Source organism: Streptomyces sp. NPDC002574 (assembly GCF_042889545.1).
In the GTDB taxonomy this organism is placed as follows: domain Bacteria; phylum Actinomycetota; class Actinomycetes; order Streptomycetales; family Streptomycetaceae; genus Actinacidiphila.
In genome coordinates this window covers 210591-233098 of record NZ_JBIARB010000013.1, presented here as the reverse complement: position 1 = coordinate 233098, position 22508 = coordinate 210591, and the positions used below count along the sequence as shown (strand labels likewise).

Genomic DNA, 22508 nt, shown 5'->3' with positions numbered 1-22508 from the left:
GCGGGCCTCACATGCGTTCGAAGGAGCGGTAGCGCTCCCAGTCGGTCACGGCGGTGTCGTACGCGTCCTGCTCGACGCGGGCCATGTTCGCGTAGTGCTCGACGACCTCGTCGCCGAACGCCGCCCGCGCGATCGGGCTGTCCTGCCACAGCCCGGCGGCCTCGCGCAGCGTCGTGGGCACGCGCGCCACGCCGTCCTCGGCGTAGGCGTTGCCCGTGACGGGCTCCGGGAGGGCGAGCTTGTTCTCCACGCCGTACAGCCCGGCGGCGACCATGCCGGCCACGGCCAGGTACGGATTCACGTCGCCGCCCGGCACGCGGTTCTCCAGGCGCAGCGCGGCCGGGGAGTGCCCGACGACGCGCAGCGCGCAGGTGCGGTTGTCCGGGCCCCACGCCACGGCGGTCGGGGCGAAGGAGCCCGGCCGGAAGCGCTTGTAGGAGTTGATGTTGGGCGCGTAGAGAAGCGAGAAGTCGCGCAGCGCCGCGAGCTGCCCGGCGAGGAAGTGGCGCATCGTCTCCGACATCGCGCCGGGCTCCTCGCCCGCGAAGACGGGGATCCCGTCGGCGTCGCGCAGCGAGAGGTGGATGTGGCAGGAGTTGCCCTCGCGCTCGTTGTACTTGGCCATGAAGGTCAGCGCGTAACCCTCCTGGGCCGCGATCGACTTGGCACCGGTCTTGTAGACGCTGTGCTGGTCGCAGGTGACCAGGGCCTCGTCGTAGCGGAAGGCGATCTCGTGCTGCCCGAGGTTGCACTCCCCCTTGGCGGACTCCACGCGCATCCCGGCGGCGCCCATCTCGTTGCGGATGCGGCGCAGCAGCGGCTCGATGCGGCCGGTGCCCAGCAGGGAGTAGTCGACGTTGTACTGGTTCGCGGGCGTCAGGTCGCGGTAGCCGCTGCTCCAGGCCTGCTCGTAGGTGTCCTTGAAGACGATGAACTCCAGCTCGGTACCCGCGAACGCGGTCCAGCCGCGCTCGGCGAGCCGCTCCAGCTGGCGGCGCAGGATCTGCCGGGGCGAGGGGCCGACCGGCGCCGCGTCGTGGTCGAGCAGCCGCAGATCGGCGATGACCAGGGCGGTTCCCGCGTCCCAGGGGGTGCGGCGCAGCGTGCCGAGGTCGGGGTGGAGGGCGAAGTCGCCGTAGCCGCGCTCCCAGGAGGACAGGGCGTAGCCGTCGACCGTGTTCATGTCCGCGTCCACGGCCAGCAGGTAGTTGCAGCCCTCGGTGCCGTGCTCCAGGACGTCGTCGAGGAAGTGGCGCGCGGCGCAGCGCTTGCCCTGGAGACGGCCCTGCATGTCCGCGAACGCGACGACCACGGTGTCGACCTCCCCGGTGTCGACAAGACGCCTCAGGTCGTGGGTGCTGAGCGGGGCTGTTCGGTGGTCCACGGGTGGTCACCTCTCCTACCGGCCGACAGGTGATCCAAAAGTACGGGCCGGGAGGGCGGGTTGGGTACGGTGCGGGAAGAAATCCGCGCGTCGCCGGGAGGCTCCTGTGGCCCGTCCGCTCATCGGGATCAGCACCTACTGGGTCGGTTCCGCCCGCTGGGGTGCCTGGGACCTGCCCGCGGCCCTGCTGCCGGCCGGGTATCCGCGTCTGGTGCAGCGCGCGGGCGGTCTCGCGGCGATGCTCCCCCCGGACGAGCCGGAGCTGGCCGCCCGGACCGTGGAGCGGCTGGACGGACTCGTCGTGGCGGGCGGCCCGGACGTCGACCCGGGGCACTACGGGGCGGAGCGCGACCCGCGCACCGACCCGCCGGCCCGCGAGCGCGACGCCTGGGAACTGGCCCTGATCGGGGCCGCCCTGGCCGGCGGGGTGCCGGTGCTGGGCATCTGCCGCGGCATGCAGCTGCTGAACGTCGCCCTCGGCGGGACGCTCGTCCAGCACCTGGAGGGCCACCGCGGCCCGGCCGCCGGGGTCTTCGGTGACCACGTCGTCGAGCCGGTGCCCGGCACGCGCTACGCGGCGGCGGTCCCGGAGGCCGTCTCCGTGCCGACCTACCACCACCAGGCGGTCGACGTCCTCGGCCGGGGACTGCTGGTCGCCGCCCACGCCGAGGACGGCACCCCCGAGGCGGTCGAGCTGCCCGGCGACGCCTTCGTGCTGGGGGTGCAGTGGCACCCGGAGATGGACGACGCCGACGAGCGGGTGATGCGGGCGCTGGTCAGAGCTGCATCTTGAAGCCGACGTGGGAGCCGGTGAAGCCGAGCCGCTCGTAGAAGCGGTGCGCGTCGGTGCGGGAGACGTCGGACGTGAGCTGCACGAGCGCGCAGTCCAGCCGGCGGGACTCCTCGACCGCCCACTCGATCATCGCCGTCCCCAGGCCCCCGCCGCGGGCGGACCGGTGCACGCGCACCGCCTCGATGATGGAGCGCGTCGCGCCGCGCCGGGAGAGCCCGGGGATCACCGACAGCTGCAGCACGCCCACGAGCCGGCCGTCCTGCTCCGCCACGACGACATGCTGGCCCGGGTCCGCGGCCACCCGCTCGAACGCCGCGAGGTAGGGCGTCATGTCGTCGAGGGTCTCCCGGCCCCTGCCGAGGTCGTCGTCGGCGAACATCGCCACGATCTCGGGCAGGTCGGCGGGCGTCGCGGGGCGCATGTGCAGGTCGGTCATGCGGTTCACCCTAGGGTCGGCGGCGGCGGGGCCGAGTGGCGGGGTTGGCGCGTGCACGACCGTTGACAGTGGACCGCCGGGCTTCATAGGCTCCGGACCGATGGATTGAAACGTATCAATCATCTTCCCGCCTTCACCCGCCCCCGCAACCCGCGACCACGGCCGCCCCCGGCGCGCCGCCCCTTGGCACGCCTTGGGATTGAAACGTTAAAACACGTCGCGATACCAATGAGGTGTTCATGAAACGACGTCCACCCCTCATGCGCCGGCTCACTCTGCTCGCGCTGGCCCTCGGCATGGTGCTCGCCGGCACGCCCCAGGCCTTCGCCGACCGGGCGCCCCGCAATCATGCGCCGGAAGCGCCCGCCGGCCTGACGGTCGACGACCGGACCGACCCCCTCGCCGTCGACGGAACGCCGCAGTTCGGCTGGCTCCCGCAGGACAAGGACGCCGGGGAGGTCCAGACCGCCTACCGCATCGTCGTCCGCGACTCCCGCGGGCACACCGTCTGGGACAGCGGCAGGGTCGCCGGCTCCGAGCAGTCCTGGGTGCCCTACGGCGGCCCGGCGCCGGCCCCCGGTGCGACCTACCGGTGGCAGGTCAGGACCTGGGACCGCGCGGGCGAGGCGTCCCCCTGGTCGCGCGAGGCGTCCTTCGGCGCCGGGCTCGGCGACCAGGACTGGTCCGGCGCCCAGTGGATCCGCCGCCCCGCCACCGGCAACGACGCCGCGAACGAGTGGACGGCGGCCCGCAAGGTCGTCCGGGTCTCCGCGGGCAGCCCCGTGGTCCGCACCCGGGTCTGGGTCGCGGCCGCGGGGGACTGGCAGGTCGATGTCAACGGCGCCCAGGTGCAGCGCAGTTCGTCGTACGAGTACGCCGGCGAGGGCTACTACGACGTCGCCGCCGTACAGGGCGTCAAGGCAGGCCAGGACATGGCCGTCGGCGTGCTGACGCACTACTGGTCGTGCAAGTGCCAGGGTCGGGCCAACGGCCCCGGCAGCCCCGAGGGCCCCTCGGGCACGCTGGTCAAGGTGGTCGTCGAGCACGCCGACGGCACCCGTGACGTGGCGGTGTCCGACGGCAGCTGGAAGGTGCACCGCTACGACCCCCAGCGCGTCGACACCCTGACGTACCGCAACAGCGACTCCGGCGACCGTGTCGAGTACTACGACGCCACCGCCGAACCGACCGGCTGGGACACCGCCGGATACGACGACAGCGGGTGGGCCGCCGCCACCGTCATCGGCACGCACCCCCGCCCGAACCCCGTCAGCTGCGCCGCCTACTCCGGCGGTTCCTCGCCGTGCGCCTTCACCCATCTGTCGGCCCTCCAGGCCCACCTGACGCAGCGCACCGTCCACCCCGTCTCGGTGCTGCGCCTGCCCGACGGCACCGTCTTCGCCGACTTCGGCAAGGTGTACGCCGCGGTGCCCTCCGTACGGCTCGCCTCCGGCACCGCCGGCAAGCAGCTGACGTTCACCACCAGCTACCGGCGCGGCAACTCCACGCTGAGCGTGGCCGCCGCGAAGGGCGACGCCGCCGTGACGCTCGCGAGCACCGCGAACGTCCACGCCGGTGACGCGATCGTGGTCGACGCGCCCGCCAACGGCTACGGCGCCGGCCGTCCCGAGTCCCGCACCGTGAGCGCGGTGGACGGCACCACCGTCACCCTGGACCGCCCGCTGCGCGAGGACCACGCCGCCGGCCGCTGGGTGGAGAACTCCCGCGCGGGGACGTCCGGTCAGGACACCCAGGGCAGCAACCTGCGCTTCTTCTACACGGAGAAGGACGGGCGGCAGACCGCGCAGCCCTTCACCTACTGGGGCTGGCGCTACCTGCAGATCAGCGACCCCGGCGAGAAGCTGACGGCGCACGACATCAGCGCCGTCGTCCAGAACACCGACGCCGCGCACGACGCCACCTTCCGCAGCAGCGACGGCACGCTGGACCAGGTCTTCTCGCTGATGCAGCGCTCGGCGCTGCAGTCGGCGCAGAACGTCTTCCTGGACACCCCGACCCGGGAGAAGGGCCAGTTCCTCGGCGACACCGTCGACGAGTCGTTCGCGACCATGACCGCGAGCGGGGAGCGCAGCCTGACCCGCCAGGCGATCGTGTCCTTCATGAACTCGCAGGCCCGCTACTGGCCGAACGGCGCGATGAACGCCGTCTACCCCAACGGCGACGCCAAGCGCGACATCCCCGACTACACCGAGATGTTCCCCGAGTGGGTGCTGCGCTACTACCGGACCACCGGCGACCGGCAGTTGCTCGCCCAGGCGCTGCCGGTGATGCGCAACGTCGCCGACTACGTCTGGTCGGCGGTCGACGACCGGGGCCTGGTCGCCGACCTGCCCGGCGGCAGCGGCGCCTACCTGCACGGCATCATCGACTGGCCGGCGCCCATGCGGTACGGCTACGTCACCGACGGCAACGTGGACCGCACCGTCGTCAACGCGCTCGGCGTCGGCGCGCTGCGCTCCGTCGCCGAGGCCGCGGCGGAGCTCGGGGACCCCGCCACCGGGGCCGTCTACGACGACCGGGCGGAGAGCGTCACCACCGCGATGCGGGCCCAACTGCGGGACACCGCGAGCGGTCTGTGGTCGGACGGCCTGACGGCGGACGGCTCACGCATCGCGCATCAGGGCGAGCACGCGCAGAGCTTCCCGGTCGCCTACGGCGTGGCCGAGCCGTCGGAGTACGCGGCCCTCGGCGACGGCATGGACGCGCTGGGGATGCAGCAGGGTCCGATGACGCTGCGCACCCTGCTGGAGGCGCTGCGGGTCGCCGACCGGCCGGACACGCTGGTGCGGATCCTGACCGACCCCTCGGCCGACGGTCCGGCCCAGGTCCTCGCCGAGGGCGGCACGTTCATGTGGGAGCAGTGGACGCCGGGCTGCGCCACCAGTTCCTGCACCGCGGCCCAGGTCTCGCAGAGCAACAGCGAGAGCATGTCGCACGGCTGGGGCGGCGCGGGAGCCGTCGGGGTACTGGAGGGCGTCCTCGGCCTCACCGTCACCGGTGCCGGCGGTTCGTCGGTGCGGATCGCCCCGGCGGACGCGGGGGTGAGCCACGCCTCCGGCACGCAGTGGACCGAGCGCGGCACCGTGGGCGTGAGCTGGGCGCGCAAGCGGCACGGTGTGGACACCTCCGTCGACGTGCCGGTCAACGTCACGGCGACCGTCGCCCTGCCGGTGCCGGACGGCGGCCGCTACACCGTCTCCGGCGGCCGGGCCGTCTACCTGGGCGTCCAGGACGGACGGGCGGTCTACCGCGTCGGCTCGGGGCACACGGCGTTCACCTCCGTGGGCCGCGGCTGACACCGGCACACCGCACCGAAGGGCCCCGGCCGCACCCGGCCGGGGCCCTTCGCCTGTCGTCGGGCGGGTCTCGTCCGTCAGTTCAGCGCCGCCGCCAGGACCGCCGGGGCCTCCGCGAGCGAGGGCCCGTACCAGGTCAGATGGCGACCGCTGACCAGGGCCGCGGGCAGGCCGGGGAAGGCCTCCGGTCCGTCGTCGGCGGTGAAGCGGTACGGCTCGTCGGGCAGGACCACCAGATCGGCGCCCGCGGCATTGAGCTCCCGGACCGGGACCCGCGGGTAGCGCTCCTGGTGGCCGCCGTAGACGTTCTCGACGCCGAGCCGGGCGAGCAGGTCGCCCGCGAAGGTGTCCCGCCCGAGCACCATCCAGGGGCGCCGCCAGATCGGGACCACGGCCCGTCGCGGCCGGGGCACGGGCCGGACGGTGCCCCAGGCCTTCTCCGCGGCGTCCAGCCACGCGGGACGGGGCAGGCCCAGCGCGCCGACCACCACGCGGTGCAGTTCCTCGAAGGCCTGCGGAAGGCTGCGCACCTCCGTGACCAGCACGTCGAGCCCGGCGGACCGGAGCGCGCCCAGGTCGGGCGCGCGGTTCTCCTCCTCATTGGCGATCACCAGGTCCGGGGCGAGCCGGACGATCTCCTCGATGTCGGGGTTCTTGGTCCCCCGGACCCGGGTGACGCGCAGGTCGGGCGGGTGGCTGCACCAGTCGGTCGCGCCCACCAGCAGCGCGGGCGCCGTGGTCGCCACCGCCTCGGTGAGCGAGGGCACGAGGGAGACCACACGCCGTGCCGGGCCGGAGTCGCGACGGGTCATATGCCCACCGTATCGAGCCCCGGCGGGCGAGGACGGCCGGACGGCGCGGCCGCCGGAACTGAGGGAGGGGGATCCGGGTGCCGCGCCGTCCGGGGCGCGTGGGGTCTGCCGTGCGGGGCGGGCCGGGCGGGGTCAGCCGACCGGGGCGAGCCGGTTCTCGGCCGACGGGTTCCTGGCGAGCCAGTCGCGGACGCCGTCCTGCTCGTGGCCCTGGCCGGCGCCGTGGACGGCGGCCTCCAGCCCGTTGAGCTCCTTCTCGCTGAGCTTGAAGTCCTTCAGCCAGCGGGCCACGGCGGGCTCCTTCGCGGCGAAGCCGTCGCGGGCCAGCGTGTGGATGCCGTCGCCCGAGCCCCAGGCGTCGAGCGGGTCCTTCAGCTTCTTCAGGGGGAACTCGCTGTAGGCCCAGTGCGGGGACCACAGGGTGACGACGACGGGCTCCTTGGCCTTGATGGAGCGGTCGAGCTGGGCCAGCATGCTCGCGGTCGAGCCGGTGGTGACCTTGTACTCGCCCTGCAGCCCGTACTTGGCCAGCACGGAGTCGTTGAGCATCTTCATCATCCCGGCGCCGGGCTCGATGCCGATGATCCGTCCGCCGAACCGCTTGCCCTGCCCCTTGAGGTCGGCGAGCGAGTCGACGCCCTTGACGTAGGAGGGGACGGTGAGCTCCAGGGAGGTGGGGCCGTACCAGGAGCCGTAGTCGTCCAGCTGGTTCTTGTACTTCTCCCAGTACGACTGGTGCGTGACGGGCAGCCAGGAGTCGGTCTCGAAGTCGACCCGCCCGGCGGACATGCCCGTGTAGAGCGCGCCGACGTCGTACTGGGTGGCCTTCGGCCGGTAGCCGCGGCGCTCCAGCAGTTCCTTCCACAGGAAGGTGGAGGCGACGCCCTCGTCCCAGGGGATGTAGCCCAGGTCGACCTGCCGGCCCTTGCCGACGTTCTTCGCCCCGGAGACGGCGGGCGTGTCGTCCTCGCCGCCGCCGAGGATGTTCATGCCGCCGGCGACGAGGGCGAGGACGACGACACCGACGACAGCCACGGAGGTGTGCGGACGGTAGGTCCACAGCCGGGACCGGCGCGGGGCGGCGGCCGCGGCGAGCGCGCGCCGGCCGAGCGGCGAGACGCGGCTGCCGAGCGCGCCGGTGACGCGGTCGAGGTACATGGCGAGGATGACCACCGACAGGCCCGCCTCGAAGCCGAGGCCGATGTCGACCTGGCTGATGGCGGTGAAGACGGAGGCGCCCAGCCCGCCGCCGCCGACCATGCCGGAGATGACGACCATGGACAGCGCCAGCATGATCACCTGGTTGACGCCCGCCATGATCGTGGGGAGCGCCAGCGGCAGCTGCACCCGCACCAGGGTGTTGCGCGGGGTGGTGCCGAACGCCTCGGCGGCCTCGACGAGTTCACCGTCGACCTGGCGGATGCCGAGCTCGGTCATCCGCACGCCCGGAGGCAGCGAGAAGACGATGGTGGCGATGATGCCGGGCACCTGGCCGACACCGAAGAAGAAGATGCCGGGGATCAGGTAGACAAAGGCGGGCATCGTCTGCATGAAGTCCAGCACCGGCCGGAGCGCGGCGGAGACGGTGCGGTTGCGCGCCGACCAGATGCCGAGCGGCACGGCCAGCACGATCGTGATGACGGTGGCGACGAGCACCAGGGACAGGGTGTCCATGGCCTCGTCCCACTGCTGGACCGAGACCACGAGAGCCAGGCCCGCGAAGGACAGCACCCCCGCGGTCACGCCGCGCAGCCACAGCGCCAGGACGGCGAGGATGCCGGCGAGCAGCAGCGGCGCGGGGGCCTGCAGGACGGCGTCCAGGCCGTCGTACATGCCGGAGACGACCGCGCTGATGAGGTCGAAGAGCGGACCGAAGTGGTCGCGCAGGAAGGTGACGGCGCTGTCCGTCCAGTCGCCGAGCGGCAGTCTAGGCACGCGCCGCCTCCTTAGGGGCCTGCCCCGGCACTTCGGGCGCGGCTGCTGCGGGTACCACGGGGACCGCCCCGCCGGGCTCCGCCTCGTCGGTGCAGGCCGCGGGCGGGCCGTCGTACGAACCGAGGCAGGCGAGCAGCCGCTCCTGGGCGATCACCCCCACGACGTCGCCGCTGCTGCCGCGCACGGTGACGGGGTGCGGCGTGCGGGCGCTGACCGGGAGCACGTCGACGAGCGGGGTCCGCGGGTCGACGCTCTCGCAGCGGCAGTCGCCGGTGTCCGTGCCGGACGGCGGTTCCATGACGGTGCCCGCGGTCAGCACGCGGGAGCGGTCGACGTCGTGCACGAAGGAGGCGACGTAGTCGTCGGCGGGACGCAGCAGGATGTCCTCCGGCGTGCCGATCTGCACGATGCGGCCGTCGCGCATGACGGCGACGCGGTCGCCGAGGCGCATGGCCTCGTTGAGGTCGTGGGTGATGAAGACGATGGTCTTCTTCAGGGCGCGCTGCAGTTCCAGGAGCTGGTCCTGCATGTCGCGGCGGATGAGCGGGTCGAGGGCGCTGAAGGACTCGTCCATCAGCAGCACGTCGGCGTCGGTGGCCAGCGCGCGGGCCAGACCGACGCGCTGCTGCATGCCGCCGGACAGTTCGTCGGGCCACGACGCGCCCCAGCCGGCCAGCCCGGTCAGCTCCAGCGCCTGCGCGGCGCGCTCCTCGCGCTCCTTGCGGCCGACGCCCTGCACCTCCAGGCCGTAGGCGGCGTTCTCCAGCACGTTGCGGTGCGGGAAGAGCGCGAAGTGCTGGAAGACCATGCTGATGCCGTGCGAGCGCACGCGGCGCAGTTCGCGCGGAGAGAGTGCGGTGAGGTCGCGGCCGTCGAAGAGCACCCGCCCCGAGGTCGGGGGGAGCAGCCCGTTGAGCGTGCGCAGCAGGGTGGACTTCCCGGAGCCCGACAGACCCATGACGACGAAGATCTCACCCTCGTGGACGTCGAAGCCCGCGTCGATCACCGCCGCGGTCGTGCCGCTCTCGCGCAGCTCGTCGCGTCCGGCGCCGTCCCGCAGACGGCGTACGCCGTCCTCCGGGTCGGGACCGAACACCTTGTACAGATGCTCTGCCTGCAGCCTGTACACATACACCTCTCGGGTCGTGCGGAGAACGACCTGCTGCCCCCGCACCCAGGTCGTGGAGCGTTCCTGGCCCGCTCCGGGACGGCGGGTGCCCCGACACAAGCGGAGCAAACCGTTCCGTGACGGAGGTCACGGTGTCTCCGGTGTCCGAGGTCTGCGGCATCATCGGCGTGTGACTCGACGCCTGATGCTCCTCGACACCGCCAGCCTCTACTTCCGCGCGTACTTCGGGGTGCCCGACTCGGTGCGCGCCCCGGACGGCACGCCGGTCAACGCCGTGCGCGGGCTGCTGGACTTCATCGCCCGCCTGGTCGCCGACCACTCCCCCGGCGACCTGGTGGCGTGCATGGACGCCGACTGGCGCCCGCAGTGGCGGGTGGACCTGATCCCCTCGTACAAGGCGCACCGCGTCGCCGAGGCGGTCCCGCAGGGCTCGGACATCGAGGAGGTGCCGGACACGCTGTCGCCGCAGGTGCCGGTGATCGAGGCGGTGCTGGACGCGCTCGGCATCGCCCGGGTCGGTGTCGCGGGGTACGAGGCCGACGACGTGATCGGGACCCTGGCGGGGGCGGCGGCCGGACCGGTGGACATCGTCACCGGCGACCGCGACCTGTTCCAGCTCGTGGACGACGCGCGCGGGGTGCGCGTGCTGTACCCGGTGAAGGGCGTGGGCGCGCTGGACGTGGTCGACGAGGCGTGGCTGCGCGCCAAGTACGGGGTGGACGGCCCCGGTTACGCCGACCTCGCGACGCTGCGCGGCGACCCGAGCGACGGCCTGCCGGGCGTGCCGGGCATCGGCGAGAAGACCGCGGCCAAGCTGCTGGACGCGTACGGCGACCTGGCGGGCATCATGGCCGCCGCCCACGACCCCGCCTCGAGGATCACCCCGGCGCAGCGCAAGCGCCTTCAGGAGGCGGCGGACTACGTCGCCGTCGCGCCCAAGGTCGTCCATGTCGCCGGCGACGTGCCGATGCCCGCCTTCGACCCGCGGCTCCCGCGCGAGCCGCGCCACCCGCAGGAGCTGTCGGCGCTGGCCGGGCGCTGGGGCCTGGGCGGCGCGCTCCAGCGGCTGCTCACGGTGCTGGGGGCCGCGCAGGCCGGCTGAGGCGGGGCGGGCGCCCGCCGGAACGCATGACGTTTCCCGGAGTCATCGCATTCCGGGGGCACAATCGGTTAGCCTTGCCTAACCATCGTGAGGAGTGTGTTCATGGCAGACCGTCCGGTGCGCAGGAAGCCGCAGCTCAACCGCGCGCAGGTGCAGCACGTGGAACGGCTGACCCCGCACATGATCCGCGTGGTGCTCGGCGGCGGTTCGCTCCAGGGCTTTCCCGTGGGCGAATGCAGCGACCACTACATCAAGCTGCTCTTCCCGGCCGAGGGTGTGACCTACCCGGAACCCTTCGACATCCAGGCGATCCGCGCGGAGTTCCCGCGCGAGCACTGGCCGCGCACCCGGACGTACACCGTGCGCCACTGGGACGCCGAGTCGTGCGAGCTGACCGTCGACTTCGTCCTGCACGGCGACGAGGGCCTGGCCGGCCCGTGGGCCGCCCGCGTCCAGCCCGGCGAGGAGATCCTCTTCCTCGGCCCCGGCGGCGCCTATGCCCCGGACGCGGCCGCCGACTGGCATCTGCTGGTGGGCGACGAGAGCGCGCTGCCCGCCATCGCCGCGTCGCTGGAACGGCTGCCCGAGGGCGCCCGCGCCCATGTGTTCGTGGAGGTCGCGGGGCCCGAGGAGGAGCAGAAGCTCCCCACCGCCGGTGACGCCGAGATCACCTGGGTGCACCGCGGCAGCGGCCGGGTCGGCGAGGCCCTGCTCCGCGCGGTGCACGCGCTGGAGTTCCCCGCCGGGGACCTGCAGGCCTTCGTCCACGGCGAGGCCGGATTCGTCAAGCAGCTGCGCCGGCTGCTGCGCGTCGAGCACGGGGTGCCGCGCGAGCGGCTGTCGATCTCCGGCTACTGGCGCGCCGGCCACGACGAGGACGGCTGGCAGGCCTCCAAGGCGGACTGGAACCGCCGGGTGGAGGAGGAGCAGGAAGCCCCCAGGGCCCTGGCCTCCTGACGCCGCCGGCCACCTGCCCGCGTACGGAACGCACGAGGCGTGACCCCTTGGCGGGATCACGCCTCGCTGTCGTCCCGGTGCGGGCTCAGACCGACTTCTGGTACGAGCGGAAGGTGCGGGTCGACAGCCACACCGCGGCGACCGCGACGACGACCAGCGCGCCGCCCCGGCTGAGCACGCCGCCCCAGTCCGGGGTGTCGGCCATCGCCGAACGCCCGGCGACCAGCGCCCAGTTCACCGGGTTGAAGTCCGCGACGTGCCGCATCCAGGGCGGCATCAGCGCGGGCGCCATGAAGGCGGACGACAGGAACGTCAGCGGCAGCAGCAGGAAGGTGTTGATGCCGATGATGCTCTCGCGCTGCCGCACCAGCATCCCCATGGCGTTGGAGAACGCCCCCACCAGGGTGCCCAGCAGCACCGACGCCACGAACAGCACCAGCAGTCCGACGACCCCGCCGGGGTAGTCGGCGCCGCCCAGCCTGCCCAGCGCCACGATGACGACCGACTGCAGGGCGGTGCTCAGCCCCTGCGAGACCACGTTGCCGTTGATCAGGGCCGCCCGGCTGACCGGCGTGGTCAGGAAGCGGTTGAGGGTGCCGCGCTCGATCTCCTCCAACGTGCCCATCCCGGCCCACATGTTGGAGGACAGCGCGCTCATCACGACCACGCCGGGCACGAGGTAGTCCAGGTACGAGGCCCCGCCGAATCCGGGCAGCTCCACGACGCGGCGGAAGAGCCCGCCGAAGAGGAAGAGCCAGATCACCGGCTGCACCAGGGTGATGAGCAGGTAGGCGGGCTGGCGCCAGACCGCCATCAACTGACGTTGCGTCATGTACCAGGTCTGGGTGAGGGCGGCGCCCGGCGCGGCCGGCGCGGCCTTCACGGTTGCCCCGGCAGTCCCGGTTGTCCCGGTCTTCGGGCTGATCGCGCTCATCGCGCACCCCCGGCGTTCGCGTGGACGGTGGTGGTGCCGGTGGCCGCGGAGGAGCCGGCGTCGGCATCCGCGAAGCGACGTCCGGCATAGCGCAGATACACGTCGTCCAGGGACGGGCGGGCGACGGTGACGGAGGCGACGGAGGCGCCCTCGCGCTCCAGGACCGCGAGCACCTGCGGCACCGCGGCGCCCCCGTCGTCGGCACGGGCGCTGAGCCGGCGCCCGTCGAGCACCGCCTCCCGCACGCCCGCGAACTCGGTGAGCGCGGTCTCCAGCAGATGCGCGTCGACCGGATGGGCCGGCTCGCGCAGCTCCACGTGCACGGCGTCGCCGCGCAGTTCGCCCTTGAGCCCGTCGGGCGTGCCCTCCGCCACCACCCGGCCGCGGTCGACGATCGCGATGCGCTCGGCGAGCCGGTCGGCCTCCTCCAGGTAATGAGTGGTGAGCAGAATGGTCAGCCCGTCGTCGCCGGCGAGCCGGGTGATCTCCTCCCACATGGCGGTGCGCGCCTCCGGGTCGAGGCCGGTGGTCGGCTCGTCGAGGAAGAGCACCTCGGGACGGTGGACCAGGCCGAGCGCGACGTCCAGACGCCGCTGCATCCCCCCGGAGTAGGTCTTGACCTGGCGCTTGGCGGCGTCGACGAGGTCGAAGCGGGCGAGGAGTTCGGCGACCCGCCCGGTGAGGGCGGCGCCTCGCAGGCCGTACAGCCGGCCCTGCAGCAGCAGGTTCTCCGCGCCGGTGGCGACCGGGTCGGCGCCGGACTTCTGGGCGACGACGCCGATGGCGCGCCGCACCCGGTCCGGGTGGCGCTGCGCGTCGTGACCGGCCACGACGGCGGTCCCCGAGTCGGGCCGGGCCAGCGTGGTCAGGATCTTGACGGTGGTGGACTTGCCGGCGCCGTTGGGGCCCAGCAGTCCGAAGACGGTGCCGGGCTCCACGGTGATGCCCATGCCGTCCAAGGCCCGGACGTCGCCGGGATAGGTCTTGACGAGGTCGTGCGCCACGATCGCGGGCGCGCGGGTACTCATGACAGATTCCTCCGCCTGTCTGTGTCGATATGTCGATGTGCCGAATGCGCTCGGAGTACTGACTGCACCGAGGCGCGTCGGCGTGCTGCGACGGACCGATCGACAGGAGGAGTGCCGGGCTACTCTGGGTGTGCCGCACCTCGAGCGCCAGGCATCCGTTCCCGCGGGTGTCCGGTCCGGGGTTCCGCCCCCGGTGGGCCGCTGTTCCCGCAGCGGCCCACCGGGGGTTCTCTCATGTCGGGGGTGTGAGCTTGTCCAGTTCCTCCCTGAAGTGGCGGGCGGCCGCGCCGTCGCGGGTGAGCTCGTCGATCCCGGTCCAGGTGTCCGGCATCTCGCCGGTCGCCTGCCACCGCCGCCACTCGGCGGCGCCGGAGACGGCACCCTTGTCGAGGTCGTCCAGGAAGCCGCGGATCCAGGCCGCCTCGGCCTCGATCATGTGCACCTGGTACTCGGTCTCCAGCAGGAACACCCGGGGCAGGTCGCGGCGGAGCCGGGCGAGCACGCCGTGGACGGCGGCCGCCTGGACCTCCAGCTTGGCCACCCGCTCCGTGAGCAGCCCGACCACCTCGTCGGCGGGGAGCACGAGCAGCAGCGACAGGGCGGCCTCGAACGACGGGTACTCGCGGACGGGGACGGCGACCAGGTCGGACAGCCAGTCGTGCATCTCCTCGCGACCGGCGTCGGTGAGGCCGTACAGCGTGCGCTCGGGGCGGTTGCCCTGTCGCTGAACGCCGGTGACCTCGACGAATCCATGTTTCTCCAGGTTCTGCACCACGGTGTAGAGCGAGCCGTAATTGATCTTGATGCTCTGCTCCTTGCCCCGCTGCCGGAGCACCTGGGCGATCTCGTACGGGTGCATGGGCCGCTCGCCGAGCGTCGCCATCACCGCCAGTGCCAGCGGATTGCCGAGCTTGCGCCGCGTCGCCATGTCCGTACACCTCGCTCCCGTATATCCGTAGCCGAACATATCGCGAGTGTCCCGTCTCCACAAGCGCGATACATCGCGAATTTCGGTACCCATCCGCCAGTTGCGAAGGGGGACGTACAGGACAAGGGTGAGAAAGGGGAAGATCCGATCGAATCTCGAACGGAGTTTCTGATGGAAGCGCGAAAGAGCGACCTGTACGCACGCGACCTGACGGAAGCGCGCTGGACCAAGAGCAGCAAGAGCCCCTACCGCGAGACCTGCGTCGAGGTGGCGGACCTCGGCGGCGGAGCCGTCGCGCTCCGCGACTCGAACAACACCGACCTGCCGCCGCTGCGGTTCACCGCGGGAGAGTGGGAAGCGTTCCGGGACGGCGTGCGCGAGGGTGAGTTCGGCTAGGACCCTCACGCGCCACCCCGCGCTTGGCGGGCCCGCCCACGAATCGACTGAAACGGTCCGCGGGCGGGCCCCCGAGTACCGCGACTGCCCCCCCATGTTGACGTACCGACAGAAGGCCTCTGGAGACACGTCCAGGGGCCGTTCCATGCCCGCCCGGAGCACGGGAGGCTCCACGCCCCGGCCCGCGCCGCCCGACGCGGTGCCCGGCGACGGTCCGCGGGGTCGGGCTCCGAGCGGCCCGGAGCCACAACCCACCTGCCCCACCAGTCAATTCGCCCACAAGTGGACACATCACACCCGTCTCGCTACGGTCGAAGAACGGACAGCACCGAGGGTGACCCGGCCACGCAGAGCACGGCTCCGGCACGGCTCCTGACGATGGCGCACCTCGGCTTCTCCACCGCGTCCGCCCGGCCGGCCGCCGCATCGGCCGCCTCGCCAGGACGGCGCGTCGACTGCGCGTTCCGGCTTCCGGAAGGGGACATCATGCGCGCACAGCAGTTTTTGGCCCTGCTCGTTGCCCCGGTGGCGGCAGGCGCCGTGGCGTTCCTGCCTGCGGCGGCGTCACAGGCGGCCGCGGCCGCACCGACGGCCGCCGTCGCGACACCGTCCTCCGGCACCGTCGCCCCCCAGTCGTCACGCGACCGGTACCAGCGGGGCTTCAGGGACGGCTACGACGACGGGCGTTACGACTCCCGCCACTCCCGGCCGCGCTGCCGCGACTACCGGGACTCCTACGATCCCCGGCGCGACGACCGTGACTACCGGCAGGGTTACCGCGACGGGTACCGCGCGGGCTGGAACCGCTACTGCTGAACGGAATACCCCGCCCCGACGACCCGTAGCCTGACGACGTGATGGAACGCGACGCAAGAGCGGCCGGCGCCGTCGTGGGTTCGGCGGTCGGTGACGCACTGGGCGCGCCCTTCGAGTTCGGTCCGGAGGGCGCGTTCGGCGCGCGCTTCCCGCGGGCGGGCGGCGGGGGCGAGATGTGCGGGGGCGGCGGCTGGGACCCCGGCGAGGCCACGGACGACACGCAGATGGCCGTGCTGGTCGCGGACTCGCTGCTGGAACGGGGAACCCTCGACCTGCCCGACCTCTTCGCACGGTTCCGGCGCTGGTCGGCCGCGGACCCCAAGGACATCGGGCTGCAGACCGAGGCCGTCCTCACCTCGGGCGATCCCTGGGACCTGGCCGCCGCCCTGCATTTCCAGACGCATACCCGGGCGGCCGGCAACGGCGCCCTGATGCGCGCCGCCCCCGCCGCCGTCCACTTCGCCGGGCACGGACGGGCGGCCTCGCTCGACGCGGCCCGCCGGATCGCCGCCCTCACCCACGGCGACCGTGCCGCCTGGGAGGGCAGCGCGATCCTGCACGACCTCGTGCGCGTCGCCCTCGACGGCGGGGACCCCGTCGCCCCCGCGGTGGTGGCCGACGCCCTGGCACAGGTGGCGGAGCCCTTCCGGGAACGGTGGTCCGCCGTGCTCGCGCCGGACTGGCACCCGAGCCTGGCCACGGAGTTCAACGGCGCCGTCTGGCCCTGCCTCGGCTCCGCGCTCTGGGCGGTGCGGACGACCGGCTCCTACGAGGACGCGGTGCGCGCCGCGATCGACCTCGGCGGCGACACCGACACGGTCGCCGCGGTCACCGGCACCCTGGCCGGCGCGGTGCACGGACTCGGCGCCGTCCCGCCGCGGTGGACCGAACCCCTGCACGTGCCGATGCCCGGGTGGCCGGGACGGGTGCTGCGCCTGGCGGACCTGGTGGACCTGGCCGCGCGGCTCACGGGGACAGCAGCGCCTCGCCCTCCCGGTGCAGCCGGGCCATGACGTCCTCGGGGCAGCCTGCCACCCGCAGCGCGGCGTCGGCGGTGGCGCGGGCGAAGGCCGGGGCGTCGGGGATCGCCGCCTCACGGCGGATCAGGATCACGCCCTCGATGAGGCCGAACACGAGGTCGGCGCGGACGGCGAACGCCGCGGGCGGCAGTCGCGCACCGGCCGCCGTGGCGGCCAGCAGCGCGGCGTAGGCGGCCTTGAGCTCGTCCCGTACCGCGCGGAACCCGGCGAAGCGCTCGGCCCGCACCTCGGGAAGCAGATAGAGCACGCCCAGATTGTGCGGGCCGCCGCAGAGCAGTGCCACGTCCGCACGGCACAGCGCCCACAGCCGTACCTCGCCCGGCACGTCGTCCCGGCGGGTCAGCGCGCCGGCCAGTTCGAGGGAGGGGCGTACGGTGCCCTCCAGCAGCGCGGCCAGCAGGTCCTCCTTGCCGGCGAAGTAGTGGTACATCGAGGCCTGCCGCATACCGGCGAGGTCCGCGACCGCGCGGGTCGTGGTGGCCGCGTAGCCCCGCGTGGTGAACAGCTCGGCCGCCGCTCCCAGCAGTTCCTCGCGGGTGGACAGCCCGGTCTCCGGCCGCACCTGCGCCCGCGGCCGCCCGACCCGCCGTCCCGTGCCGCTCATCCTCCGATCCTCGCACAGCGCTCCCGGCCCCGCCCGGAGCCGGCGGGGACCCGGCGAACTCCTCGCGCCGGGCGCCCGCTTGCCCCGTACGACCGGAATCGCCGCCGGGTCCGGGAGGGGCTCAGCCCACCGAGGAGTAGGCCACGACGCCGCGCAGCAGCCCGTCGACCGCCTTGCGGGCGTTGCGCCGCACCTGGCCGCCCTCCGGGGCCGCGCCGGCGATCTGGCCGAGCACGTCGATGAGTTGCTTGGTCCACCGCACGAAGTCACCGGCCGGCATCTCCGCGTCGCGCAGCACCGCGTCGAGGCCGTGGCCGGAGGCCCAGCGGTAGGCGGACCAGGCGAAGCCGAGGTCGGGCTCGCGCTGGCCGACGCCCTCGGCCTGGTTGATGCGGTGCTCCTCCTCCAGCGCGTCCAGCCGGCCCCAGATGCGGACCATCTCGCCGAGCGCCTCCTTGGCATTGCCGGAGGGCAGCCGCGGCGGCAGCGCGTCGTCGGCGGACCGCGACTCGTAGACCAGGGCCGAGGCACAGGCGGCGAGTTCGGCGGGGTCGAGGCCCTCCCACACGCCGTCGCGCAGGCATTCGCTGGCGAGCAGGTCGAGTTCGCCGTAGAGCCGGCCGAGCCGGCGTCCGTCGGGGGTGACCTGGTCGCCCTCCAGGTAGCCCAGGTCGGTCAGCAGAGCGCAGATGCGGTCGAAGGTGCGGGCGATGGTGTTCGTACGCCCCTCGATGCGCCGCTCCAACTGCTTGGTGTCGCGCGCGAGTCGCTGGTAGCGCTCGGACCAGCGGGCGTGGTCCTCACGCTCGTCGCAGCCGTGGCAGGGGTGCGCGCGAATGGCGGTGCGCAGCCGGGCGATCTCGGTGTCGTCCGCGGCGGCGGAGCGCTCGCGGCGCGGCCGCTGCGGCGCGATGCCGGCCGTTCCTGCCTTGGAGCGCATGGCGGACGCGAGGTCGCGCCGGGACTGCGGGCTGCGCGGGTTGAAGGACTTCGGGATGCGCATCCGCTCCAGCGGTTCGACCGGCACCGGGAAGTCCATCTGCGCGAGCCGTTTGACCTGGCGTTCGGCGGTCAGCACCAGCGGGCGCGGCCCGTCCTGGTGGAAATGGTCGTGCCGGTCGTGGTGGCCGGGGCTGCGGCCGGCCGGCACCCCGGGGTCCAGCACGAGGGCCAGGCCCGCGAACTTGCCGGACGGGACGTGGATGATGTCGCCGGGCTTGAGCTTCTCCAGCGCCTCCGCGGCGGCCGCCCGGCGCTGGTTGGCCCCGTGGCGGGAGATTTCGGCCTCGCGGTCCTTCAGCTGCCGGCGCAGCGACATGTACTCGTCGAAGTCGCCGAGGTGGCAGGTCATGGAGGCCTTGTAGCCCTCCAGTCCCTCCTCGTTGCGCTGCACCTGCCGGGAGATGCCGACCACCGAGCGGTCCGCCTGGAACTGCGCGAAGGAGGTCTCCAGCAGCTCCCGCGAGCGGTGCCGCCCGAACTGGCCGACCAGGTTGACGGCCATGTTGTAGGAGGGCTTGAAGGACGACCGCAGCGGATACGTGCGCGTGCCGGCGAGCCCCGCCAGGTGCGCCGGGTCGAAGGCGCGCTGCCACAGCACGACGGCGTGGCCCTCGACATCGATGCCGCGCCGCCCGGCGCGTCCGGTGAGCTGGGTGTACTCGCCGGGGGTGATGTCGGCGTGGGTCTCGCCGTTCCACTTGACGAGCTTCTCCATGACGACGGAACGGGCGGGCATGTTGATGCCCAGCGCGAGCGTCTCGGTGGCGAAGACCGCCTTGACCAGCCCCTTGACGAAGAGTTCCTCGACGACCTCCTTGAAGGTCGGCAGCATGCCCGCGTGGTGCGCGGCGATGCCCCGCTCCAGGCCCTCCAGCCACTCGAAGTAGCCGAGGACGTGCAGGTCCTCGTCGGGGATGGACTTCGTGCGCTCCTCGACGATGGCCCGGACCCTGGCCCGGTTCTCCTCGCTGTTGAGCCGGAGCCCGGCGTACAGGCACTGCTGGACGGCGGATTCGCAGCCGGCCCGGCTGAAGATGAACGTGATCGCGGGGAGCAGCCCCTCGGCGTCCAGCCGCTCGATGACCTCGACCCGGCTGGGCGTCCAGACCCGGCGCTGCTGGCGCCGGTCCCGCTCGCGGTCGGCCTCGCGCACCTTGCCGCCGCGGCGGTCGCGGCCGTTGAAGGAGCGCTGGTTCTCCATGCGGGCCAGGCGCACCAGGTCCGGGTTGACCGCGCGCTGGGGGGCCGGGCCGGCGGCGTCCTGCCGTTCCTCGAAGAGGTCGTACATCTGGCGGCCGGCCAGTACGTGCTGCCACAGCGGCACAGGACGGTGCTCGGAGACGATGACCTCGGTGTCGCCGCGCACGGTGTCCAGCCAGTCGCCGAACTCCTCGGCGTTGGAGACGGTGGCGGAGAGCGACACCAGCGTCACGGACTGCGGGAGGTGGATGATGACCTCCTCCCAGACCGCGCCGCGGAAGCGGTCGGAGAGGTAGTGCACCTCGTCCATGACCACGTAGCCGAGGCCGTCGAGCGCCTGGGAGCCCGCGTACAGCATGTTGCGGAGCACCTCGGTGGTCATGACCACGATCGGCGCATCGCCGTTGACGCTGTTGTCACCGGTGAGCAGGCCGACGCGCTCGGCGCCGTAGCGCTTGACCATGTCGGTGAACTTCTGGTTCGACAGCGCCTTGATGGGCGTGGTGTAGAAGCACTTGCGGCCCTCGCGCAGGGCCAGGTGGACCGCGAACTCGCCCACGATGGTCTTGCCCGAGCCGGTGGGCGCCGCCACCAGCACGCCCTTGCCCTCCTCCAGCGCCCGGCAGGCGTCGATCTGGAAGGGGTCCAGGGCGAAGTCGTACAGCTCGCGGAAGCCCGCGAGTGCGGTGGCCTGCTCGGCGGCCCGGACCTTGGCCGCCGCGTAGCGCTCGGCGGGAGACATCTCGTCGTTCATCTTGAAAACGAGACTACCCGGCGGCACTGACAGTCGACTGATCTTTTACCGCTCGCACACCCGGACCGCCGCACCGGGCCGCCTCGTGTCCGGTTTGCGAAGAATCCGGCCGCCACTAGCGTGGCAGGGACGTATCCCCGCCCCGGCAAGGAAGAGGACATGGCCACCCTGGTCTCCGTGAACGTCGGACTGCCCAAGGACGTCGAGTGGCGCGGCCGGATCACGCACACCGGCGTCTGGAAGCGGCCCGTCACGGGCCGGCGCAGGGTGCGGCGGCTCAATCTGGACGGCGACGGCCAGGGCGACCTCGCCGGGCACGGCGGCGAGCAGCGGGCGGTGCTGGTCTACCAGCTCGACTCCTACCGGCACTGGCAGGAGCAGCTGAAGCGGGACGACTTGTCCTACGGGCAGTTCGGCGAGAACTTCACCGTGGACGGACTGCCGGACGACGAGGTGTGCATCGGCGACCGCTACCGCATCGGCAGCGCGGAGTTCGAGGTGACCCAGCCCCGGGTGACCTGCTACCGGGTGGGCCTGCGGATGGAGGAGCCGCGGATGGCGGCGCTGCTGGTCTCGCACGCCCGGCCCGGCTTCTACTTCCGTGTGCTGACCGAGGGCGAGGTGGCGGCGGGCGACGAGATCGTCAAGATCGCCTCGGGCCCCGAGGCGATGACCGTCGCGGAGATCGACGCGGTGCTCTACCTGCCGGGCCACGAGCGCACCCAGGTGGAACGGGCCCTGCGCATCCCGGCGCTCAGCCCCGGCTGGCAGGGCTCGATGCGGGCGCTGCTCTCGGCCGGGGAGGACGTGACGGAGGGGGCCGGGGGCAACGCCGGGCTGACCGCGGGAAGCGTCGGCCCGCCGCCCGCGTGGCCCGGCTTCCGCTCGCTGCGGGTGGCGGCCATCGCCCCGGAGAGCGACGGCATCTTCTCCGTGACGCTGGCCGCGCCCGACGGCCGGCCGGTACCGGCGGGGCTGCCCGGCCAGTTCCTCACCGTGCGGATGCGCCCCCGTCCGGACGTGCCGCCGGTGATCCGCAGCTACTCGCTGTCGGGCCGGCCGGGCGCGGAGGCGTACCGGATCAGCGTGAAGCAGGAACCGCACGGCGTGGCGAGCACCTATGTGCACGAGCACCTGAGGGTGGACGACGTGCTCGAAGTGGCCGCGCCCCGCGGCGCCTTCACCCTGGCCGAGGGCGGGACGCCGGTCCTGCTGGTGTCCGCGGGCGTGGGGGCGACGCCGGTGCTGGCGATGCTGCACGCGCTGGCCGACGCGGACACCTCGCGGCCGGTGTGGTGGGTGCACGGCGCCCGGGACGGGCTCCACCATCCCTTCGCGGCCGAGGCGCGCGACCTGCTGGCCGAGCTGCCCGGCAGCCGCGCGTTCATCGCCTACAGCAGGCCGCGCGCGCAGGACCGCCCGGGGGCCGACTACACCGTGGCGGGACGGCTGACGGCGGACGTGCTGCGCGGACTGGCCCCGCCGGCCGACGCCGAGGCCTACATCTGCGGCCCCGACACCTTCATGGCGGACATGACCGAGGCCCTGCGCGCCTGCGGGCTCGCCGCCGGAAGCATCCGCACGGAGGCCTTCGGCGCGCAGTCCGCGATCACCCCGGGCATCGCTCAGGGACCGGCGAAGGCCCCGCACCAGCCCGCACGGCCGCCCGGCCCGGCCACCGGGCCCACGGTGTCCTTCGCCCGCAGCGGCCTCGACGTGCCGTGGGACCCCGGCTACGGGACGCTCCTGGAGCTCGCCGAGGCCTGCGACGTGCCCACGCGCTGGTCGTGCCGCACCGGTGTCTGCCACACCTGCGAGACCGCGCTGCTGTCGGGGCGCGTCGTCTACGAGCCCGACCCGGTCGACGCGCCCGGCGACGGCAACGTCCTCATCTGCTGCTCGCAGCCGCCCGACGACCTCGTCCTGGACCTGTGATGCGAC

The 22508-nt window shown here is 73.0% G+C and carries 18 protein-coding genes; 8 read left to right on the top strand and 10 right to left on the bottom strand.

What is annotated here, in order from left to right; all coding sequences use genetic code 11:
• Positions 1-7: 7 nt before the first annotated feature.
• Positions 8-1384: a glutamine synthetase family protein gene (locus ACFYXS_RS30080; RefSeq protein WP_389253806.1), complete on the bottom strand. Its 1377-nt coding sequence runs from the start codon at positions 1382-1384 to the stop codon at positions 8-10.
• 106 nt (positions 1385-1490) lie between these two features.
• Here ACFYXS_RS30080 and ACFYXS_RS30075 point away from each other — a divergent pair, with 106 nt between their 5' ends.
• Positions 1491-2177 (top strand): gamma-glutamyl-gamma-aminobutyrate hydrolase family protein, encoded by a 687-nt coding sequence (locus ACFYXS_RS30075; protein WP_389253804.1) that lies wholly within the window; start codon positions 1491-1493, stop codon positions 2175-2177.
• On the opposite strand, the gene ACFYXS_RS30070 is transcribed toward ACFYXS_RS30075, so the two are convergent.
• Positions 2161-2613 carry a GNAT family N-acetyltransferase gene (locus ACFYXS_RS30070; RefSeq protein WP_389253802.1) on the bottom strand — a complete coding sequence of 151 codons (453 nt, stop codon included), beginning with the start codon at positions 2611-2613 and terminating at the stop codon, positions 2161-2163. The genes ACFYXS_RS30075 and ACFYXS_RS30070 overlap by 17 nt on opposite strands.
• Before the next feature lie 239 nt (positions 2614-2852).
• Here ACFYXS_RS30070 and ACFYXS_RS30065 point away from each other — a divergent pair, with 239 nt between their 5' ends.
• Positions 2853-5930, top strand: a complete 3078-nt coding sequence (locus ACFYXS_RS30065; RefSeq protein WP_389253800.1) for an alpha-L-rhamnosidase N-terminal domain-containing protein — start codon at positions 2853-2855, stop codon at positions 5928-5930.
• 77 nt (positions 5931-6007) lie between these two features.
• Here the strand turns inward: ACFYXS_RS30065 and ACFYXS_RS30060 are convergent, their stop codons facing one another.
• The 3 genes from ACFYXS_RS30060 to ACFYXS_RS30050 all read right to left on the bottom strand — a co-directional run bounded on the left by ACFYXS_RS30060 (position 6008) and on the right by ACFYXS_RS30050 (position 9806).
• Positions 6008-6742, bottom strand: a complete 735-nt coding sequence (locus ACFYXS_RS30060; protein ID WP_389253798.1) for a helical backbone metal receptor — start codon at positions 6740-6742, stop codon at positions 6008-6010.
• A 132-nt stretch (positions 6743-6874) separates the two neighbouring features.
• Complete coding sequence (locus ACFYXS_RS30055) at positions 6875-8677, bottom strand: ABC transporter permease/substrate binding protein (protein WP_389253796.1); 1803 nt, start codon at positions 8675-8677, stop codon at positions 6875-6877.
• On the bottom strand, positions 8670-9806 hold the full coding sequence (locus ACFYXS_RS30050; protein ID WP_389253794.1) for a glycine betaine/L-proline ABC transporter ATP-binding protein: 1137 nt from the start codon (positions 9804-9806) through the stop codon (positions 8670-8672). Before ACFYXS_RS30050 ends, ACFYXS_RS30055 begins: the two co-directional genes overlap by 8 nt.
• Before the next feature lie 184 nt (positions 9807-9990).
• Here ACFYXS_RS30050 and ACFYXS_RS30045 point away from each other — a divergent pair, with 184 nt between their 5' ends.
• Positions 9991-10908, top strand: coding sequence for a 5'-3' exonuclease H3TH domain-containing protein (locus tag ACFYXS_RS30045; RefSeq protein WP_389253934.1), 918 nt, complete (start codon positions 9991-9993; stop codon positions 10906-10908).
• 102 nt (positions 10909-11010) lie between these two features.
• Positions 11011-11865 carry a siderophore-interacting protein gene (locus tag ACFYXS_RS30040; RefSeq protein WP_389253792.1) on the top strand — a complete coding sequence of 285 codons (855 nt, stop codon included), beginning with the start codon at positions 11011-11013 and terminating at the stop codon, positions 11863-11865.
• Positions 11866-11950: 85 nt separating this feature from the next.
• Here ACFYXS_RS30040 and ACFYXS_RS30035 read toward each other — a convergent pair whose 3' ends face one another.
• The 3 genes from ACFYXS_RS30035 to ACFYXS_RS30025 form a co-directional block, all read right to left on the bottom strand.
• Entirely contained in the window at positions 11951-12799 is an 849-nt protein-coding gene (locus ACFYXS_RS30035) for an ABC transporter permease (RefSeq protein ID WP_389253790.1), read from the bottom strand.
• Complete coding sequence (locus ACFYXS_RS30030) at positions 12796-13827, bottom strand: ATP-binding cassette domain-containing protein (protein ID WP_389253788.1); 1032 nt, start codon at positions 13825-13827, stop codon at positions 12796-12798. Before ACFYXS_RS30030 ends, ACFYXS_RS30035 begins: the two co-directional genes overlap by 4 nt.
• A 232-nt stretch (positions 13828-14059) precedes the next feature.
• Positions 14060-14755: a PadR family transcriptional regulator gene (locus tag ACFYXS_RS30025; RefSeq protein ID WP_389253786.1), complete on the bottom strand. Its 696-nt coding sequence runs from the start codon at positions 14753-14755 to the stop codon at positions 14060-14062.
• Positions 14756-14926: 171 nt separating this feature from the next.
• Here ACFYXS_RS30025 and ACFYXS_RS30020 point away from each other — a divergent pair, with 171 nt between their 5' ends.
• The 3 genes from ACFYXS_RS30020 to ACFYXS_RS30010 all read left to right on the top strand — a co-directional run bounded on the left by ACFYXS_RS30020 (position 14927) and on the right by ACFYXS_RS30010 (position 16980).
• On the top strand, positions 14927-15151 hold the full coding sequence (locus ACFYXS_RS30020) for a DUF397 domain-containing protein (protein WP_389253784.1): 225 nt from the start codon (positions 14927-14929) through the stop codon (positions 15149-15151).
• Positions 15152-15637: 486 nt separating this feature from the next.
• Positions 15638-15967, top strand: a complete 330-nt coding sequence (locus tag ACFYXS_RS30015; RefSeq protein WP_389253783.1) for a hypothetical protein — start codon at positions 15638-15640, stop codon at positions 15965-15967.
• 41 nt (positions 15968-16008) lie between these two features.
• Entirely contained in the window at positions 16009-16980 is a 972-nt protein-coding gene (locus ACFYXS_RS30010) for an ADP-ribosylglycohydrolase family protein (protein ID WP_389253932.1), read from the top strand.
• Here ACFYXS_RS30010 and ACFYXS_RS30005 read toward each other — a convergent pair.
• Together ACFYXS_RS30005 and ACFYXS_RS30000 are read right to left on the bottom strand one after the other, a co-directional pair.
• Positions 16934-17611, bottom strand: coding sequence for a TetR/AcrR family transcriptional regulator (locus ACFYXS_RS30005; RefSeq protein ID WP_389253781.1), 678 nt, complete (start codon positions 17609-17611; stop codon positions 16934-16936). The genes ACFYXS_RS30010 and ACFYXS_RS30005 overlap by 47 nt on opposite strands.
• 121 nt (positions 17612-17732) lie before the next feature.
• Positions 17733-20567, bottom strand: coding sequence for a DEAD/DEAH box helicase (locus ACFYXS_RS30000; protein ID WP_389253779.1), 2835 nt, complete (start codon positions 20565-20567; stop codon positions 17733-17735).
• 159 nt (positions 20568-20726) lie between these two features.
• On the opposite strand from ACFYXS_RS30000, the gene ACFYXS_RS29995 reads away from it, so the two are divergent.
• Positions 20727-22502 carry an MOSC domain-containing protein gene (locus tag ACFYXS_RS29995; RefSeq protein WP_389253777.1) on the top strand — a complete coding sequence of 592 codons (1776 nt, stop codon included), beginning with the start codon at positions 20727-20729 and terminating at the stop codon, positions 22500-22502.
• Positions 22503-22508 lie beyond the last annotated feature (6 nt).

Bases quoted from the DNA above. Each gene is read 5' to 3' on its own strand.
- ACFYXS_RS30005 (WP_389253781.1), bottom strand. From the start codon at position 17,611: ATGAGCGGCACGGGACGGCGGGTCGGGCGGCCGCGGGCGCAGGTGCGG.
- ACFYXS_RS30035 (WP_389253790.1), bottom strand. From the start codon at position 12,799: ATGAGCGCGATCAGCCCGAAGACCGGGACAACCGGGACTGCCGGGGCA.
- ACFYXS_RS30030 (WP_389253788.1), bottom strand. From the start codon at position 13,827: ATGAGTACCCGCGCGCCCGCGATCGTGGCGCACGACCTCGTCAAGACC.
- ACFYXS_RS30020 (WP_389253784.1), top strand. From the start codon at position 14,927: ATGGAAGCGCGAAAGAGCGACCTGTACGCACGCGACCTGACGGAAGCG.
- ACFYXS_RS30010 (WP_389253932.1), top strand. From the start codon at position 16,009: ATGGAACGCGACGCAAGAGCGGCCGGCGCCGTCGTGGGTTCGGCGGTC.
- ACFYXS_RS30025 (WP_389253786.1), bottom strand. From the start codon at position 14,755: ATGGCGACGCGGCGCAAGCTCGGCAATCCGCTGGCACTGGCGGTGATG.
- ACFYXS_RS30070 (WP_389253802.1), bottom strand. From the start codon at position 2,613: ATGACCGACCTGCACATGCGCCCCGCGACGCCCGCCGACCTGCCCGAG.
- ACFYXS_RS30060 (WP_389253798.1), bottom strand. From the start codon at position 6,742: ATGACCCGTCGCGACTCCGGCCCGGCACGGCGTGTGGTCTCCCTCGTG.
- ACFYXS_RS29995 (WP_389253777.1), top strand. From the start codon at position 20,727: ATGGCCACCCTGGTCTCCGTGAACGTCGGACTGCCCAAGGACGTCGAG.
- ACFYXS_RS30040 (WP_389253792.1), top strand. From the start codon at position 11,011: ATGGCAGACCGTCCGGTGCGCAGGAAGCCGCAGCTCAACCGCGCGCAG.
- ACFYXS_RS30065 (WP_389253800.1), top strand. From the start codon at position 2,853: ATGAAACGACGTCCACCCCTCATGCGCCGGCTCACTCTGCTCGCGCTG.
- ACFYXS_RS30000 (WP_389253779.1), bottom strand. From the start codon at position 20,567: ATGAACGACGAGATGTCTCCCGCCGAGCGCTACGCGGCGGCCAAGGTC.
- ACFYXS_RS30045 (WP_389253934.1), top strand. From the start codon at position 9,991: ATGCTCCTCGACACCGCCAGCCTCTACTTCCGCGCGTACTTCGGGGTG.
- ACFYXS_RS30015 (WP_389253783.1), top strand. From the start codon at position 15,638: ATGCGCGCACAGCAGTTTTTGGCCCTGCTCGTTGCCCCGGTGGCGGCA.